A 16,107-nucleotide genomic window follows, 5' to 3' on the forward strand; every position below is an offset into this window, starting at 1 on the left:
CCGAACGAGGATTACGTTCATGGTGTGAACAGCCCGTGGATGATTCTGGGAGTTCTCCTCGCCACGTCACTCGGCATCTTCGTGGTCGTCGCCCTGCTGGTCTTCGTGCCGAGCAGGGGTCCGGCGCGCCGGGCGGAGGCCGAGGCGGTGTGGCTGGGCGGCCCGTCCAGGAGCGAGCGCGGCGTGAGCACCTCCGGTCTGGTCCTGGCCGACCGGGTGGCGCACTGGGCGCCGGCGCCCGAGTCCGACTGGGTGGCCGCGGCCGAGACGGCGGAACCGAGCAGGCGCGTCGGCGGCGCCTCGGCAGGGTGGTGAGGCGTCATGCGGGTACTGACCGCCGCGCAGGCGGACGACGTCCGTCAGGCGCTGATCACCGCTGAGCGGCGCAGCGGCCTGCGCTTCGGCGTGTTCCTGGGCCAGCCCGCCGGCGGGCGGCGGCACTTCGCCGAGCGGCTGCACGCCGCGCTGGGCGAGGAGGCCGACGACGCGGTGGTGCTGCTCGTGGACGTGAACGGGCGCGGCCTGGAGATCGTCACAGGGGAGCGGGCCAGGCGGCGGCTGCCCGACAGCGTGTGCCGGATGACCGCGATGTCGATGGCGACCGCCTTCAGCGTCGGCGACCTGGTGGGCGGCCTGCTGTTCGGCATCGCCGCCCTGGGTGAGCAGGCCACCGCGCGCCGCTAGAGCCAGCCCTTCCTGGCCGCCGCGACGCCCGCGGCGAAGCGGGTCTCGGCGCCGAGCGCCCGCATGGCGACCGCGATGTGCCGCCGCACGGTCCGTACGCTCACCCCGCTCTCGTGCGCGATCTGCTCGTCCGTCATCCCGGTGGCCAGCTGCCGCACCACCCGCCGCTGCGCGGCGGTCAGCGGGACGTCGTCACCTTCCGGCCTCACGGAATCCCTCCACATCAGGTCGAACCAGTCGGCGAGTACGCGCAGCAGGTCCGTGGCCGTGACCAGCAGCGCGGGCACCCCGGCGGCGGCGACCGCGACCAGCGCGGTGGCGTCGTCCACGAGGATCATCTTGGTCGGCACGTCCTTGCGCATGCGCACGCTCTCGCCCGCCGCCGCGGAGTCGGCCATCAGGCGGCGCCCCCACGGCACACCGGTGTAGGCCACGTCGTACAGCCCCTGATACTCGGCCCCCGCGGCCAACGCCGCGGGCGGCGGCAGCAGCAACCGGTGCGCGGTCGGCTCGGTCTCGAACGTCACCGTGAACGCCGCCCTGACCAGCCGGGTCCCGGCCGCGTACAGCTCCACGGCCTTGGCCGCCGCCTCCGGCATCGAGTCGATCACCTCGACCCCGTCTCCCGCCACCGGCCCCGCCCTGACGCCGTGGAAGCCGAGCCTCGCCACCAGCCCCCGCCATCCGGCCGCCAGCCTGGCCTGGCGGTTCACCAGGTCGGCGTGCTCCCTGTCGACCAGCAGCCGCAGCGCGGCAGCCGTACCGACCGGCCTGAGCAGGGCGTCGCCTTCGCCTCCGCGGAAGGCGACGCCCGCTGCCATCAGTTCGAGGGTCTCCGGCGCATCCCCGTCTACGTCCACGCCCAGCCGCAACGTCCCCCGTTCGCGAAGCCGGTCGTAGAGCGCCTGTGCCTCCGGGCTCACAAGGCCCGCCAGGCTGCTTCCCGCCATCGAACCCTCCCTGGGTCGGATCAGCCCCAGCCCACGCCTGGGTCAGGCTTCAGCATGACCGCCTCCCGTCATCGTGTGGACCTCTGACATGTCCAGTTCTAAAGGAGGTGTCATGCTTCGTCAGCCTGGAGGGTTCCAGGGTGCGGGGCTACGGCGCGCAGGGAGCCGCCCGCGATCAGCCTTCGAGCAGCCTCACCACGTGTTCGCTCACGCCCCGCAACAGGGTGGCGGGCACGATGGGCACCGTGGCGACGGCCGAGAACAGCGAGGCCAGTCCCGGCAGCGGGAAGCCGTCGTCCTTCATCGCCGCCGTCCCGATCGGGTTCTTGTCCAGCGCCAAGCGGCTGCGCTCCCAGGCCTCCAGCACCTCCTCCTGGGACGGCACGCCGAACCCGTGGCCCACGGGCGCGGCGTGGCGCAGCCGTACCAGCGGAGTCTCGGCGAAGGCCAGCGCGGTGCGGGCGCGCGTGGCCAGGTCGGCGCGCGGCTCGGGATCGATCCAGTGCATCGCCGTGCAGGGGTTGCGGCAGGTGGCGACGCAGACCGCCACCGCGCCGGCCACCTGGCTGTGCTGGCGGTCGAAGTAGGCGCGCCAGCCCTCCGGCGGCTCCTGGGCCACGCGCAGCGTCCGGTTCGTGGCCGACTGCTCGGACTTGGTGTGGTCGCACTCCCTGTCGCCGATCACGCCGAACCTGCTGCCCGTCGCGCTCAGGCCCTCCGGCCAGCGCGCCGGGTCGCCCGCGTGGCCCAGGTGCGGCTCGAAGGCCAGCAGCGGCAGATACTCGCCGGCGATGTGCACGGCCGCGATCAGCGGGCTCAGCTCCCGCCTGAACCACCGGATCGCGATGACCTCGAGCAGCAGGCCGTACACGGGACGCAGCGACTCCAGCGCCCCGCGCGGCTGCTCGCGCGGCGTCTGCGGCATGTGGCACGCCCGCGCCTGCCTGCGCAGGTCGGCGGGTACGGCTCTCGCCTCCACGGCGAAGTCCTCCGCGTCCAGCGAGAGCAGCCGCTGGCCGAATTCGCACACGCCCGCCACCACCTCGTCACGGGCCAGTGCGCCGAGATCCGCGAACGCGTACCGCCTGGCCAGCGCGATCAGCAGGTCACGAGTCGTATCCACGTGATCACTCTCTCATGAGCCGGGAAAGTCCGACGACCGCAGGGGTGCGGCATGCATACGCTCCGGCACATGCTGACCATGCTGACCGCGATGTCGCTGCTTGCACCCGTGGATGGGCCCATCGAACTGAAGCCCGTCTTCGACACCTTCGTCCAACAAGACTACGAGGACGACCAGTCCAAGCAGCCTGAGCTGAAGCTGGGCTTCAACGGCACGTCGGTCGCCAGGTCCTTCCTGACCTTCGACACCACCGCCCTCGAGGGCCGCACGCTGACCACGGCCACGCTACGGCTGTGGAACCAGCACTCCTGGTCGTGCCGGTCGCGCTCCTGGGAGGTGTGGTCGGCGCCGTCCGCCACCCGGGCGACCCGCTGGCCGGGGCCGCCGCCCATCGCGCTGCGGGCCGCCTCCATCCAGACGACCGGCTTCGGCGACAAGTGCGCCGACGGCTGGGTCGAGGCCGACGTGACAGAACTGGTGCGCGACTGGGCCAAGGACGCCTCCAGGACCGGTTCGATCATGCTGCGCGCCGCCGACGAGGCCGACTCCTTCGCCTGGAAGCGCTTCTCCTCCGCCGACGACGAGCCGGTCCACGCGCCCGCCCTGTCGGTGACCCTGCAACCTTGACCCCGGCGGCTACGCCCTGGGCCTGTGCCGGGTTACGGGTGGCAGGGGGTCCTGACGCACTGGACGTCGCCCGGCGGGTCGGTCACCGGGGGCTCGCTGTCGGGCGGCTCCTCCGGGCCTGGGCTCGACGGCGCGGCCGTCGGCGTCGTGGGGTGGGTCGTCGGCGTGACCGTGGGCTTCACCGTGGGCGTGGCCGTCGCGGTCGGCGTCGCGCTGGCCGAGTGCGAGCCCGACGGGTGCGGCTTGGGCGACTCCTTGGGCGGCGGCGCGGCCGGGTGCTTCTTGTTCTGCGGTACGGCCTGCGTCGGCGCCGTCGTGGCTGAGATCTCCGGCGAGTAGACGCGAGTCTCCTCGTCGGCCGGAGCCGGGCGCATCCACAACGACGAGGCGGTCACCGCCGCGGTCACGACCACGGCGGCCGCCATGGCCAGTGACGCCACCAGCGCCCGCCGCCCCGTGGACGACCGCGGGTCGTCCCCGGCCTCCATCGTCCGCGCGCCACCTGTGGCCGCGCGGCCGTGCCCGCCCTCACCGGCCGCGGCCGTCCTGGCGGCTCCAGGTCCCGCGTCCTCACCGGCCGCGGTCCGCCCCGCGTCTCCTGTACTCTCACCTATCTCGGCATGCCACCCGTCACCCGCGCTCTGACCGGGTGTCCACGCGCCGACGCCGCCTCGGGCGCCCTGGCTCGGCCCGGTCGTCCAGCCCTCGGCCTCGTCGGAGCCGCGGCCTGCGCCCGTCGTCCACGAGCCGCCCTGTCCCGTGCGCGGCGCGCGGCCCCTGCCCGGGCGCTCGCTCTCGCCCTGGCCTGCCGTACCTGCCGGGAGGGCTGGGCCTGCCGGGCCGGTCGGTCCTGAGGTGAGGACGGCGGAGGGCTGGGCGGGGTGGGTGGCGGCGTGGCGGGCGACCTCCGCGAGGCGGGCGGCCGAGGACCAGCGGCGCTCGGGGGACTTCTCCATGGCGCGCGTCACGACGTGGCACGGGCCCTCGGGGATCGCGTCCGGCAGCGGCGGGACCGGGGCGTGCAGGTGTTTGTAGATGATCTGCACCGGGGTCTCGCCCTCGAACGGCAGGCGGCCGGTCAGGCACTCGTAGGCCACCACGCCCAGCGCGTAGACGTCGACGGAGGGCGTGACCTCGCTGGCCGTGGCCATCTCCGGCGCGCAGTACGCGGCTGAGCACAGCATCGCTCCTGTCGCCGTGAGCTGGGCCGAGGCCGAGTGCGCGATGCCGAAGTCGACGAGCACCGGGCTGCCGTCGTCCTTGATCAGCAGGTTGCCGGGCTTGACGTCGCGGTGCACGATGCCGCGGGCGTGCGCGGCGGACAGCGCGTCCGCCACCGCCGCGACGAGTCGCATCGTCGCCTCGGGCGTCATCGGGCCCCACCGCAGCACCTCGTGCAGCGACTCGCCCTCGACGTAGGCCATCACCAGGAACGTGACCCGGCGGCCCTCGACCTCGCACACCCCGTAGTCGTAGACGTCGACGACGCCCGGGTGGCTCAGGGTGGCCATGGCGCGGGCCTCGTTCTGGAAGCGCCGGGCGAACGTGGCGTTCTCGGTCAGCGCCGCGTTCATCACCTTGACGGCGACGGTCCTCGTCAGGACCGTGTCCTGGGCACGCCAGACCTCGCCCATGCCGCCGCCGCCCAGACGGTCGGTGAGCGCATAGCGGCCGTTGAGGGTGGTTCCGGCACCGAGCACGTCTCCGAGGCTAACATCGCCGAGCCCTCCGCACCGGCCGACCGATCACCAGCCCCACACGTCCCCACCCGCGCATTTCCCCAACCTTCGCCCCACTTTCCCCGCCCTGTAGGACATGGGGGCGCCCTCCCGGGACGCCTGGGGGCGGGGGAGGGCGCTTGGGGGTTAGAAGGTGGCGGTGGTGGTGCCGCCGGGGCCGGTGGCGGGGGTGGTGACGGTGGTGTTGGGCCCTGGTTGCCACTGGTCCGCCGTGTCGGGGTAGTTGGCTTCCTGGCGTTTGATGCACTTCCATTCCACCGCGGTGTTGGGTGGGAGTTTGGTGATCGTGCCGGTCCAGGTGGGATACGAGGTGGGGGAGAGCTTGACGGCACTGGCGACCGACCAGTTGCCGAGTTGGGGCACGCTGCCGACGGCGTACACCGACTGCCCCGCGACGGTCGTGCCGTTGTCGCAGCGGAAGGTGACAGACACCGGCGCCTGCCCGAGCGTGAAGGCGAACGTCTTGGCCGACGTCACCGCCAGCGCCGCGGACTTGGCCACGACCAGATTGCCGCCCGCGTTGTACCAGCCGCTTGAGGCCGCGTCGAAGGCCGCCTTGGTGGGGTACTGCGTGAGCGCCGCGCCGTTGAGCGTGACCGCCGAGGCCTGCGTGTCGGCGACCAGCTCGACGACGTTCTGCCGGGAGGCGGCCGCGCCGGTGTAGGTGCCGCTGGAGGCCGCCACGGTGACGGTCGCGGTCGAGCCGCTGAGCTGCTGCGAAAGCTGAGTGGTGCGGACCGAGCCGCTCTGGTAGCCGGTGCTGGTCCCGTCGTCCTCGTACAGGGTGAAGCCGGAGGACGCCGGGTCGGCGTAGACGCGGGCGATCAGCTCGTCGCGGGTGCTCGCGTCAGTGCGCTTGCCCACCACGTTCATGGTCTTGTCGTCCACGAACATCTTGGGGATGATCGCGCCGGCCCGGGCGAAGGCGGGGAGCCGGAAGACGCCGTTGACCCACAGCGGCCGGTCGTTGAACCACTGCCCGGTGCTGGTGAGCTTCTCGCCGGTGGCGTAGTCGTACCAGCCGCCCGCGGGCAGGTACATGGTGCGCGACCGCTCGCCCTTGCCGGCCACGACGCCGACCAGCAGGTCGCGCCCGACGAGCTTCTCGTGGCCCATCTCCCGCACGTTGGGATCGTTCTGGTAGTAGTACACCAGCGGCGGCACTACCGGCTCGCCGTACCGGTAGGCCCGGTGCGCGAGCGAGTAGTAGTACGGCGCGAGCTCGTAGCGCTGCCGCAGGTTGGCCAGGTTGCTGACGACGTTGCCGATCTTGTCGGGCGCGGTCTGCGCGCAGTTGCACAGGTTCTCGGTGTGCGGCCTGATCGGCACCTCGAACCAGGAGCCGTCGGCGAACCACTGCGTGTACAGCTCGCTCAGGTCCGAGTCGAGCATCTCGCGGCGGAATCCGCCGATGTCCGAGCCGTAGTAGTCGATGCCCGACATCGACATGTGCAGCTGGGCGTTCTGCTGCTGGGCCAGGGCGGTCAGCTTGGAGCCGATGTCGGCCGACCACATGGCCACGCCGTACCGCTGCATGCCGCCCGCGCCCGAGCGGGCCAGCATGAACGGCCGCTTGGTGCCGGAGGCGTAGCCGCGCGCGATGCTCTCGGCCCACTTGAGGTTGTAGAGGTTGTGGTAGTCGGCGTGGGCGTGCTTGCCGGGCAGCACCCCGCTGGTCCAGTCGGTGGAGTCGTACATCTCCGGCTCGCCCAGGTCGAGCCAGTGGCCCAGGACGCCCTGGTCGATGAGCGGCTGGCGCTTGAGCGTGTGCCAGTAGTCGCCCGCGGCGTCCTGCGTCCAGTCGATCATGCCGCCGCGGCCCCACCAGTCGTTCGTCGTCAGGTAGGCAGCCGAGCAGGACGAGCAGCCGGCCCTGACCAGGTAGCCGCGCGAGGCCAGGTCGGCGTGCTCGGGGTTGTTCCTGCCGATGTAGGACTCCTCGATCGTCATCAGCCCGACGCCGTCGTTCGAGGCGAGCGAGGAGATCTTCGCCGTGGGGTTGGGGAAGTTGGCCGTGTCCCACGACAGCGTGCCCATCCGGGTGCTGTCGGACCCCGCGGTCACCCCGCCGAACCAGTTGAGGTCCAGCACGAACCCGTCCACGGGGAACTTGTCGGTGCGCAGCGCGGACAGCCGGTTGTCGATCTCGGCCCAGTTGTCGTAGCCGTACTCCGACACCCACAGCCCGAAGGCCTTCTTGGGCGGCACGGGCGGCCGCCCCGTCAGCTCCAGGTAGTCCTTGCGCAGGTCGGTCAGGTCGGGCCCGGTCATGGTGTACCAGCGGACCTGGTCGCCCCAGGTGTCCACGGTCCACGGGTCGCCGGTCAGGTTCCACTCCTGCTTGTAGACCTGGTCGAGGAAGAGCCCGTAGTTCAGGTTGGCAGCGCCGACGGCGAACAGCACCGGGATCTGCGCGTTGCCGACGGGCCCGTTGTCGGTGTCGTAGGCCATGGCGTTGCCGTAGTTCCCGCCGGGCGTGCGGTCGCGTCCCACCCAGTCGCCGTCGGCGCTGCCTCCCGTGAAGAACTGCTCGCCCAGCCCGTAGGCGTTCTGCATCGACCCCTTGGTGATCGTCAGGCCCTTCCACGCCTGGCTGAGGTTGCGCGGGCAGGCCTGGTAGAGCTGCCTGGCCGGGTCGGACACAGTCACGCAGAGGGTCGCGGGCGCGACATCCACCTTCATCGAGGCGGTCGTCAGGGTGTTGCCGTTCTGGGTGAAGCTCGTGGGTCCTGTGTAGTCCTTCTTCGCCACCTGCGCGGTGGTGAAGATCGGCGATCCGGTGCCCGGGCCGGTCCCGTCGGCCAGCTCGAAGTGGACGAGGTCGTCGTCGAGGAACTCGACGATCAGGTAGGCCGAGCCGGAGGTGAACTGGACCCGCTGCACCGCCGCCTGCGCGGGCAGCGCGACGAACAGCGGTAACAGCAGGGCGCTCAGCAGGAGCAGGACTCGTCTCATGGCCGCGCCACCACCAGGTTGTCGAGGTTGATCCCGCCGGAGCCGTAGGCGATCTTGACGCTGTGGGAACCGGCGGACAGCGAGGTCGTCAGCGTGGCGGTGCCCCAGGTGTCCCAGTTGGCCAGCGCCGGGAGCGACAGCGTGCCGACGCCGGTGCCGTCCACGTAGATCGTCCGGGTCGACGGGACCGTGGTGGAGTAGCGGAACTTCAGCTGGTGGCTACCGGAGGCGTCCGCGTTGACCTGGAAGGTGACCGAGTCACCCGCTTCGGCGAACCCGTCCACGAACCCGGTGCCGGTGTAGCCGGGGTGGTCGGCGTTGGTGGAGGTCCCGCTGCCCGTGCCGAACTCCGCCTCGTAGGCGGCCTTGTCGACGCCGTTGAGCGTGACGGTCCTGCTGGAGGCGGAACCGGCCAGCTTGACGTGGGTCAGCTGCCGCACCGGGTCCCACCACCAGCCCTCGGAGGCCGCCTTGAGGTCGGCCAGCGTGGCCCGCGCGGTCGCGCCCGTCACCGACGTCGGCTTCGTGCTCGCCACCTGCAGCGTGCTGGTGGTCGTCAGCGCCGGCACCGTCACGGTCTCCGTGTGCCCCGCCCAGTTCTCGGCGGAGGAGATGGTACGGCTCGCGTTCGCCGAATCCTCGAAATAGGAGTACGAGGAGGACCCCGAGGGATAGATCCGGAAGACGAGGTTGGTGTAGGTGTCGACGCTGTTGCCGATCTCGCCGCCGAGCTCGTAGTCGGCGTTGAGGTTCAGCGGGATGATCGCCCCCGGCCGGGCGTAGACGGGGATCGTGTCCAGCGCCGCGTTGTAGGTCTTGGTGCCGGGGCCGGTGAAACGCCCGCCGTTCCACAGGTCGTACCACTCGCCCGCCGGCAGGTAGACGTTCCTGGACGTGGCGCCCTGCGTGGTGATCGGCGCGACGAGCAACTGCGAGCCGAACAGGTACTGCTGGTCCTGAGCCGCCGCCGTGGCGTCGCCGGGGAAGGCGAAGCTCATCGCCCGCACCATCGGCGACCCGGTCGTGGAGCCGGCCTTGGCCTCGGTGTAGAGGTACGGGATCAGGTTCATCCGCACATTCGCGAATTTACGGAATGTCGGGATGACGCTGGTGTCGCCGGTCCTGGCCTGCACGTTCCACGGCGTCCTGGCCTCGGAGGTCGAGGGGTTCGACTTCTCCGAGTGGTACTGCATGATCGGCGAGAACGTCGCCTGCGCCGCCGCCCTCAGGTACAGCTCCGCGCTCGGGAAGGTGCCCGTGAAGCCCGCCAGGTCCCAGGCCGTGTACGGCACGCCCGACTGCCCCGCCGAGATCTCGGCCCGGACGGCCTCCTGGAAGGCGGAGAAGCTGGAGTTCTGGTCGCCGGCCCAGAAGATCCCGGTGGTCTGGGCGCCTGCCGTACCGGCTCTGCTGAAGATCGTGCCGTTCGGGTTCTTGCCCTTGACGTAGGAGTCGTAGGCCTTGGTGTAGCTGTTGGGGTAGGCGTTGTGCATCTCGTCGCCCTTGCGGCCGTCGGCGAACTGGACGCCCCTGCCGAAGACGGCCTCGCTGCCGTCGGTCTTGAAGCCGTCGATGCCGATGTCGTCGACGAGGTAGTCGCGCTTGCTCATCCACCAGTTGGTGGCGGCCGTGCTGGTGAAGTCGGGGACCATCGAGTCGCCGAACCACTGCCCGGTCGGGATCCGGTAGGGGCCGTTGGTCGGGTTCTTGGCGACGTACCCCTGGGCCTCGGCGTAGGCCTTGTCGTTGAGGTGCTGCTGCGGAGCCGTGGGCGGGTTGGTGTCGAAGTTCTCCTTGAACACCGGGATCTGCCAGAGGATCATCTTGATCCCCTTGCTGTGGGCGTTGGCCACCATGGCCTTCGGGTCCTGCCATTCCCCGCCCGCCGGGAACGTCAGATTGGCGTAGGAGAGTTTGCCGCTGCCCGGTGTGGGGGTGTACGTGGCGCCGTGCCACACGTAGAACGTGGCCTCGTCGCTCCACTGCTCCAGCACCATCGCCGTGTGCGGGATCTTGTAGGTGGTGACGTTGTTGAGCTCGTTGGTGACCTCGGTCTGCGTGTTCCACTCGTTGGCGGACATCCACACGCCGAAGGCCCACTTCGGCGGCAGCTGCGGGCGGCCGGTCACGGCGGTGTAGTCGTCCACGATCTCGGCCGGGGTCCCGGCGAAGAAGTGGTAGTCCAGGGTCGAGCTGAGCGCGCCGCCGGTGTCCACGGTGAACCCGGCCAGATCGCTCAGATGGGTGTTCAGGTTGAAGATGGCGTAACGGGTGCTGGGGATGTAGACGCCGTAGCCCGCCGAGTTCAGGAAGAACGGCACGCTCAGGTACGTCCTGCGCGTCGTGCCCTGGTCCCTGTACTGGTTGTAGACGTAGTTGTGCACGTCGGTGCCACGCTGGTCGAGGCGGTCGTACCGCTCGCCGAAGCCCTCGAAGCGCTCGCCGGCCGGCGACATGAAATGGTCCTCGATCTTCGTGATCGTGGTGGCCCCGTCGCTGGCCCAGCCGATGTTCCTGAACACCGCCGGGTCGTACTGCCGGGTGATCAGCGTGGTCCCGTCGCCCTTGTAGACCGACAGCCGGTAGGGCGACTTCTGGATCTTCAGCACGAGCGAGCTGGTGGAGATCGTCAGCGTGCCCGCCGAGTCCGTCACGCTGTATCCGGAAACGCCGGAGATGTTCAGCCCCTGACCGCTGGGCGCGATCTGCGTGCGGAACCGGTCGAGCGCAGGGAAGGCGAAACGGATCTTCGGCGTGAACGAGCCCGCGCTGTCACCGGTCGTGACATCCACCGACGTGCCGTTGTCGGTGTACCCGGTGACGTTCGTGACCGTGCTCCACGAAGTGACCGTGAACGAGAACGGCCCGGTGCTCTTCTGCCCGCCCCCGTTCACGTCCGCGTTGACCGTGTAGGAGATCTTGTCGCCGCGGGAAAAGCTGCCCAGGTTGAGCTTCCAGTAGGAGTTGTTGCCGCTGTTGTGGTCCCAGGCCGCGCCGATCGGGGTCTGGTTGACCCCGTTCTTGGTCCAGGTGACCCAGACGGTCTGGCCCGACTCGATCGGCCAGGTCGTGGCGTTGATCCAGACCTGGTCCCCGGCCATCGGGTCGCGCGGGGCGCGCTCGGTCGGCTCGGTCGAGTAGAGGTCGTCGACGCCGGTGGGGTTGTGGTGGACGCCGTCCAGCGCGTAGGCGGGGACGGACACGAGCGATGCCAGCAGGGCCATCACCGCGACGATGAGGCCCGACCGTAACCGGGACACGGAGAAATTCCTCTCAGACGGCGAACACAGGGGAGAGGCTCGGCCAGTGCTCCGCCGCGCAGAGCACGGGCGGGTGGTCGATCGGGGTGGGCAGGACGACCTCACGGGCGCCGCGCAGGACCTCGCCGGTCCACACGTCGACCCAGTCGCCTTCAGGGAGATACACCGACATTTCCGAGATGTCCGGCGAGATCGCGGGTGCCACCAGCAGCGCGTCGCCCAGCTTGTACTGCAGCGGGAACTCCCACACCCGCGCGTCGGCCGGGTAGTCGAAGAACAGCCCCCGCATCAGCGGCGCGCCGGTCGCGATCGCCTGACGGGCCTGCTCCGAGAGATACGGCACGAGCCGCTCGCGCAGCTTGGCCAGCCGCCTGAACACCGGGATCACCCGGTCGTCCCCGGTCCGCTCGGCGATGTTCCACGGCGTCCGGTCGTTGAACGGTTTCCTGTGGTGGTTGAACTCCGAGTGGTACTGCATGATCGGCATGAACGCCGCCGCGCCCGCCGCCCGCAGATAGAGCTCGGCCGGCGGGATCTCGCCGGAGAACCCGGCCAGGTCCCAGCCCCAGTACACGATCCCGCAGGCCGAAGCGGTGATCCCGGCCCTGACCGAGGAGCGGAACGCCTCCCAGGTGGAGTCCTCGTCGCCCGCCCAGAACGCCCCGTGGGGCTGCGATCCCGCGAACCCCGCCCGGCTGAACGTCACGGGCGGCTTGCCGTGCTCACGCAGCAGGTCGCCGAAGGCGCGGGCGTAGTGCACGGGGAACAGGCCGTTGCCGTCGTCGCCGCGGCGGCCGTCGCCGTAGCGCAGATCATGGCCCCAGGCGTGCTCACCGCCGTCGGTCTTGAAGCCGTCGACGCCGACCTCCTCGACCAGGTAGGCGCGCTTGGCCGTCCACCAGTCGCGCACCTCCTGGACCGACAGGTCCGGCATCAGCGCCAGCGGGAACCACCAGCCGCGGTTGCGGTACGGCCTGCCGTCAGCCTCCCTGACGGACTTGTCCAGGATCTGCCGAGCGTCGACGGCCGCCTGGTGCCTGGGATGCGGGCGCATCTTCTGCAGCGGGATCTGCCACAGCAGCACCTTGATGTCCCGTTCGTGTAGCTCGTCCACCATGCCCTTGGGGTCGGGCCACGGGCCGTCTGCCGGGAAGGTGTAGTCCTTGTAGGCGTGCGGCTCTTCGGAGGGTTCGTACTGCGCGCCGCGGAAGGCCGTGAACGTCGTCTCGTCGCTCCACGCCTCGATCACCAGCGCGCCCACCGGGATGTCGAGCTCGCGGTGCCTGTCCATCTCGGCCAGCACCCGGGCCTGGGTGTTCCACTCGTTGCCGCTGGCCCACAGCCGGAAGACCCACGCGGGCAGCTCGGTCGGGCGGCCCACGTCGTCGAGGAACCTCCCGAGGACGCCCGCGGGGGTGGCCTCGCCGTACGTCTTGACGAACAGCTCCGCCTCGGGCCCCACCTCGGCCTCGACCGTGATCGTGTCCTTGATGTCGTACCAGGTGCGGCGGGTCGTCTCCAGGTGGAACCCCCACGGCTCGGCGCCGCCGACGACCAGGGCGAACGGCATCGGCAGGTACGTCCTGCCGTGCGCGCCCTGCGCCTTGTACTGCTCGAACACCACCGCGTCCAGCGACCTGCCGCGCTGGTCGACCGCGTCGTAGCGCTCGCCGAAGCCGACCACGTGCTCCTCCGGCTCGAGCGCGATCTCGAACCGCACCCGCAGCACCCGGTCGCCGTCGCTCAGCCAGCGCACGCTGCCCGGGACGATCCGCTCGCCGTGCAGCTTCCCGCCGCTGTCGCTCCAGCTCGCGGCCGTCACCTCGAACCATCTCGTGGTACGGCGTGCTCCCTCAGCATCCGTCTCGGTGAATCGATACCGATACCGCTTCCCCTCCCGGACGGGCGGCGTCGTAACCCGCCACGACCCAGCTTGATCCCGCGCCGCCCTAGCCTGCGCCGCCGCCAGATGCCCGCCATCCATGGCGCTCACGTCGTTGGTGCCCGCGTCCTCGCTGACCGAGTTGCGCCGAGCCCCACCGCCCCCCTCCTCGCCGACCCGGCGCAGGGTGAGCACCGCCGGGGTAGGCGTCGCTTCGCTCGCCCCGGCTTTGCTCGCTTCGGCTGGCTTCGCCCCGGCGGCGCTTGCTTCCGCGACGCTTGCTGGCTGCGCCCCGGCATTGAGCGCCTCGGTGTTGCTCGTCTCTACCCACTCGCACACGATCGAGGTGACGTTGGGGGAGGCTCTGACGCGTAGCTCTACGGGGTTGCCGTCGAAGGGGTGGGTGGGGACTCGTTGGTCTTCGGTTTCGGCGTAAGGGTGGCCGGAGCCGTAGGGGCGGTGTCGGATCATGAGGTGACTCCGAGCTCGTCGGCGAGGATCAGGTACATGCCGTGCGACCACAGCAGCGGCTTGGCCACCGGGCCCCAGCGCTCCACCCACTCCTGCTCGCGCCCGGGGACGAGCAGCCGGTCGGAAACTTGCTCGGGCAGGTCCCCCGAGGGGTCCGCCTGGGCGGCCATCCAGTCCAGGTAGCGCCGGGCCTCCTCGCGGCGGCCCGCCCGGGCGTGGTTCCAGCCGAGGAAGCCCGCGAGCAGCACCCACCGCCCGCCGCCGTAGAAGGTGTCGGCCAGGTAGCGATAGACACCGCCCTCCACGGCCAGCTGCCTCTCGACCTCGCGAACGGTCGCCTCGCCCACCGGGTGGCCCACCGGGTAGAGCCCGAACGGCTCCACGCAGGCCAGCAGGCTCCCATCCACGGCAGAATTGCCCAGCCATTTCATGAGATATCCGGACTCGGCCACCCCGTCCGCCGAGACCAGCGCCTCGATGCCCGCCACGGCCTCCGAGGCGGCCGCCGACTCCGCCGGGGAGAGAACGCCGAGCGCGACAGCCGCACGCAGTCCCGCGTGGATCGAGCCGAGCGTCGCCACGTGCCGCTGCTCGACGTGCTCCTCCCACCAGTCGTAACACGGCAGGTCCCAGAAGGCGGTCAGGTAGCGGGCCGCCGTCCTGACCCCCTTCTCGGTGCCCGCGACGGCCGCGCCGTACCGCTGCGAGTGCTCGCGCAGCGCCCACAGCCAGGTGCCGTAGCCGTCGAGCTGGAAGTCCCACCAGTCGTCGTCGCCGTCCACGCCGTCGAGCGTGAAGCGCGTGGGGAGCATCTCGGCCGGTGAAACCCGCTCACCGCGCTCGGAGCGCGCGACCAGTGAGTCCACCTGCCCGGCGCGGTCGCTGATCACGCGGGCGCACCACGCGTGGAACGCCTCCGCACCGGACCGGTCCCCGTGCCTGCTCACCCCCTCGGCGATGAACGCCCCGTCCCGCAGCCACGAGTAGCCGCGGTAGGCGGAGAAGGTGGGCGAGGCCGGATAGGCGCCGCCGGCGGACTGGTACCTCTTGATGACGTCGAGGCTGTGCGACACGAGGGTCACGGGTGCTGCTCTCCTGAAGAAGTGGGTTTCCTGGCTGTACGGCCTGCCGCCGCGGGGCGCGGGCTCAGCCGAGCAGGGCGTCGACGGCCGTGGCGGCGGACTTGAGCGCGTCCTGGACCGGCTTGCGGCCGGCGGCGGCCTCGCCCAGCTCCTTGGTGACGGCGTCCTGCATCTCCTGCTGCCGCTTGATCACCGGCGGCAGCGCGATCGACTTGAGCGAGTCGAAGACGGCCTGCCGGTTGGCCGGCTTGGGGTCCTTCAGGTAGCCGGACAGGACCGACTGGTCGGAGACGGGCGGCAGCTCCCACGACGACTCGATCCGCGTGGTCGCCGCCGTGCCGGACGAGGACAGGTACCGGGCCCAGGCCCAGGCCTCCTTGCCGTGCTTGGTCGTCGACGAGGCGGCCACCGCGTTGTGGAAGACCGCGCTGGCCTTGGCCGCGTCACCGGGCTCGACGACCACGTCCCAGCCGAACGGCACGTCCTTCAGTCCGGCGAACTGCCAGATCCCGTTGTGCCACATCGCGAGCTTGCCCGACTTGAACAGGTTGGTGTCGTAGTCGGCGGTGCCGCCGATCTCCGCCTCGGTGGGCATGGTCTTGCCGACCTTGGAGGCCAGCCAGGTGGCCGCCTTCACTCCGGCGGGACTGTCGAAGGCCGACTTCTTGCCGTCAGGGGTGAGGAACTCGCCGCCCGCCTGCTTGAGCGTCTTGTAGAACTCGAAGAACTGGACCGGCTGGAAGTCGCCGTAGATCCCCTTCTTCTTGTCGGTCAGCTTGGCCGCGGCGGCCTGCTCGTCCTTCCACGTCCAGTCGGCGGTGGGCTCGGCGACCCCGGCCTTCTTGAACAGGTCCTTGTTGTAGAAGAGCACGACCGTGGAGAAGGAGGCGGGCAGCGCGTACTGCTTGCCGTCGTGCTTGAAGGCGTTCAGCGACTCCTGCGCGTAGACCGACGGGTCGCCGTCGCCGGCCACGGTGTTCAGGTCGAGCAGCGAACCGGCGGAGGCGTAGGTGACGAAGTTCTCGTAGTTGAGCTCGAAGGCGTCGGGCGCCGTGCCGCCCGCGATGCTGGTCTGGAGCTTGGTGAAGTACTGGTCGAAGGGCGCGGTCTCCACCTGGATGTGGATCTTCGGGTTCTCCTTCTCGAAGCCAGCGATGATCTTGTCGAGGTCCTTCACGTGGTCGGGGGCGGCCGAGAACGTGAAGTACCGCAGCGTCACCTTGCCGTCGGAGCTGGTAGCGCCCTTGGTGGCCGAGCCCTGCGAGCACGCGGTGGCCAGCAGGGCCACGGCCGCGACACCGGCAGCGATCTTGGTTTTGCGCATGGGGGGATTC

At 70.5% G+C, this 16,107-nt stretch carries 11 protein-coding genes and 1 pseudogene; 3 read left to right on the top strand and 9 right to left on the bottom strand.

The features are described 5' to 3' along the window. The first annotated feature begins 24 nt into the window (after positions 1-24). Together ACIBHX_RS35640 and ACIBHX_RS35645 are read left to right on the top strand one after the other, a co-directional pair. Positions 25-315 carry a hypothetical protein gene (locus ACIBHX_RS35640; protein ID WP_397071822.1) on the top strand — a complete coding sequence of 97 codons (291 nt, stop codon included), beginning with the start codon at positions 25-27 and terminating at the stop codon, positions 313-315. Between the two features lie 6 nt (positions 316-321). Continuing rightward, complete coding sequence (locus ACIBHX_RS35645) at positions 322-684, top strand: DUF5130 family protein (RefSeq protein WP_397071823.1); 363 nt, start codon at positions 322-324, stop codon at positions 682-684. On the opposite strand, the gene ACIBHX_RS35650 is transcribed toward ACIBHX_RS35645, so the two are convergent. After that, entirely contained in the window at positions 681-1,634 is a 954-nt protein-coding gene (locus tag ACIBHX_RS35650) for a LuxR C-terminal-related transcriptional regulator (RefSeq protein WP_397071824.1), read from the bottom strand. The two genes, ACIBHX_RS35645 and ACIBHX_RS35650, sit on opposite strands and share 4 nt — an antisense overlap. Positions 1,635-1,809: 175 nt before the next feature. Further along, positions 1,810-2,757: a hypothetical protein gene (locus ACIBHX_RS35655; protein ID WP_397071825.1), complete on the bottom strand. Its 948-nt coding sequence runs from the start codon at positions 2,755-2,757 to the stop codon at positions 1,810-1,812. A 69-nt stretch (positions 2,758-2,826) separates the two neighbouring features. Between ACIBHX_RS35655 and ACIBHX_RS35660 the strand changes: the two genes are divergently transcribed. Further along, complete coding sequence (locus ACIBHX_RS35660) at positions 2,827-3,384, top strand: DNRLRE domain-containing protein (protein ID WP_397071826.1); 558 nt, start codon at positions 2,827-2,829, stop codon at positions 3,382-3,384. Between the two features lie 32 nt (positions 3,385-3,416). On the opposite strand, the gene ACIBHX_RS35665 is transcribed toward ACIBHX_RS35660, so the two are convergent. The 7 genes and pseudogenes from ACIBHX_RS35665 to ACIBHX_RS35695 form a co-directional block, all read right to left on the bottom strand. Then, positions 3,417-5,084 carry a protein kinase gene (locus ACIBHX_RS35665; protein ID WP_397071827.1) on the bottom strand — a complete coding sequence of 556 codons (1,668 nt, stop codon included), beginning with the start codon at positions 5,082-5,084 and terminating at the stop codon, positions 3,417-3,419. Positions 5,085-5,249: 165 nt separating this feature from the next. After that, entirely contained in the window at positions 5,250-8,078 is a 2,829-nt protein-coding gene (locus ACIBHX_RS35670) for a TIM-barrel domain-containing protein (protein WP_397071828.1), read from the bottom strand. Further along, the gene (locus ACIBHX_RS35675; RefSeq protein ID WP_397071829.1) at positions 8,075-11,338 is read right to left on the bottom strand and encodes a TIM-barrel domain-containing protein; all 3,264 of its coding nucleotides are present in this window, start codon (positions 11,336-11,338) and stop codon (positions 8,075-8,077) included. The genes ACIBHX_RS35670 and ACIBHX_RS35675 overlap by 4 nt, the downstream gene beginning before the upstream one ends. Before the next feature lie 13 nt (positions 11,339-11,351). Continuing rightward, the gene (locus ACIBHX_RS35680; RefSeq protein ID WP_397071877.1) at positions 11,352-13,160 is read right to left on the bottom strand and encodes a TIM-barrel domain-containing protein; all 1,809 of its coding nucleotides are present in this window, start codon (positions 13,158-13,160) and stop codon (positions 11,352-11,354) included. A gap of 57 nt (positions 13,161-13,217) precedes the next feature. Further along, a pseudogene (locus ACIBHX_RS35685) lies at positions 13,218-13,691 on the bottom strand (hypothetical protein); the annotation flags it as partial. Then, positions 13,688-14,773 (bottom strand): glycoside hydrolase family 15 protein, encoded by a 1,086-nt coding sequence (locus ACIBHX_RS35690; protein ID WP_397071830.1) that lies wholly within the window; start codon positions 14,771-14,773, stop codon positions 13,688-13,690. The pseudogene ACIBHX_RS35685 and the gene ACIBHX_RS35690, both read right to left, overlap by 4 nt. Positions 14,774-14,837: 64 nt before the next feature. Further along, positions 14,838-16,097 (bottom strand): ABC transporter substrate-binding protein, encoded by a 1,260-nt coding sequence (locus ACIBHX_RS35695; RefSeq protein ID WP_397071831.1) that lies wholly within the window; start codon positions 16,095-16,097, stop codon positions 14,838-14,840. Positions 16,098-16,107: the final 10 nt, after the last annotated feature.

Source organism: Nonomuraea sp. NPDC050536, assembly GCF_044457685.1.
Taxonomy (GTDB): domain Bacteria; phylum Actinomycetota; class Actinomycetes; order Streptosporangiales; family Streptosporangiaceae; genus Nonomuraea.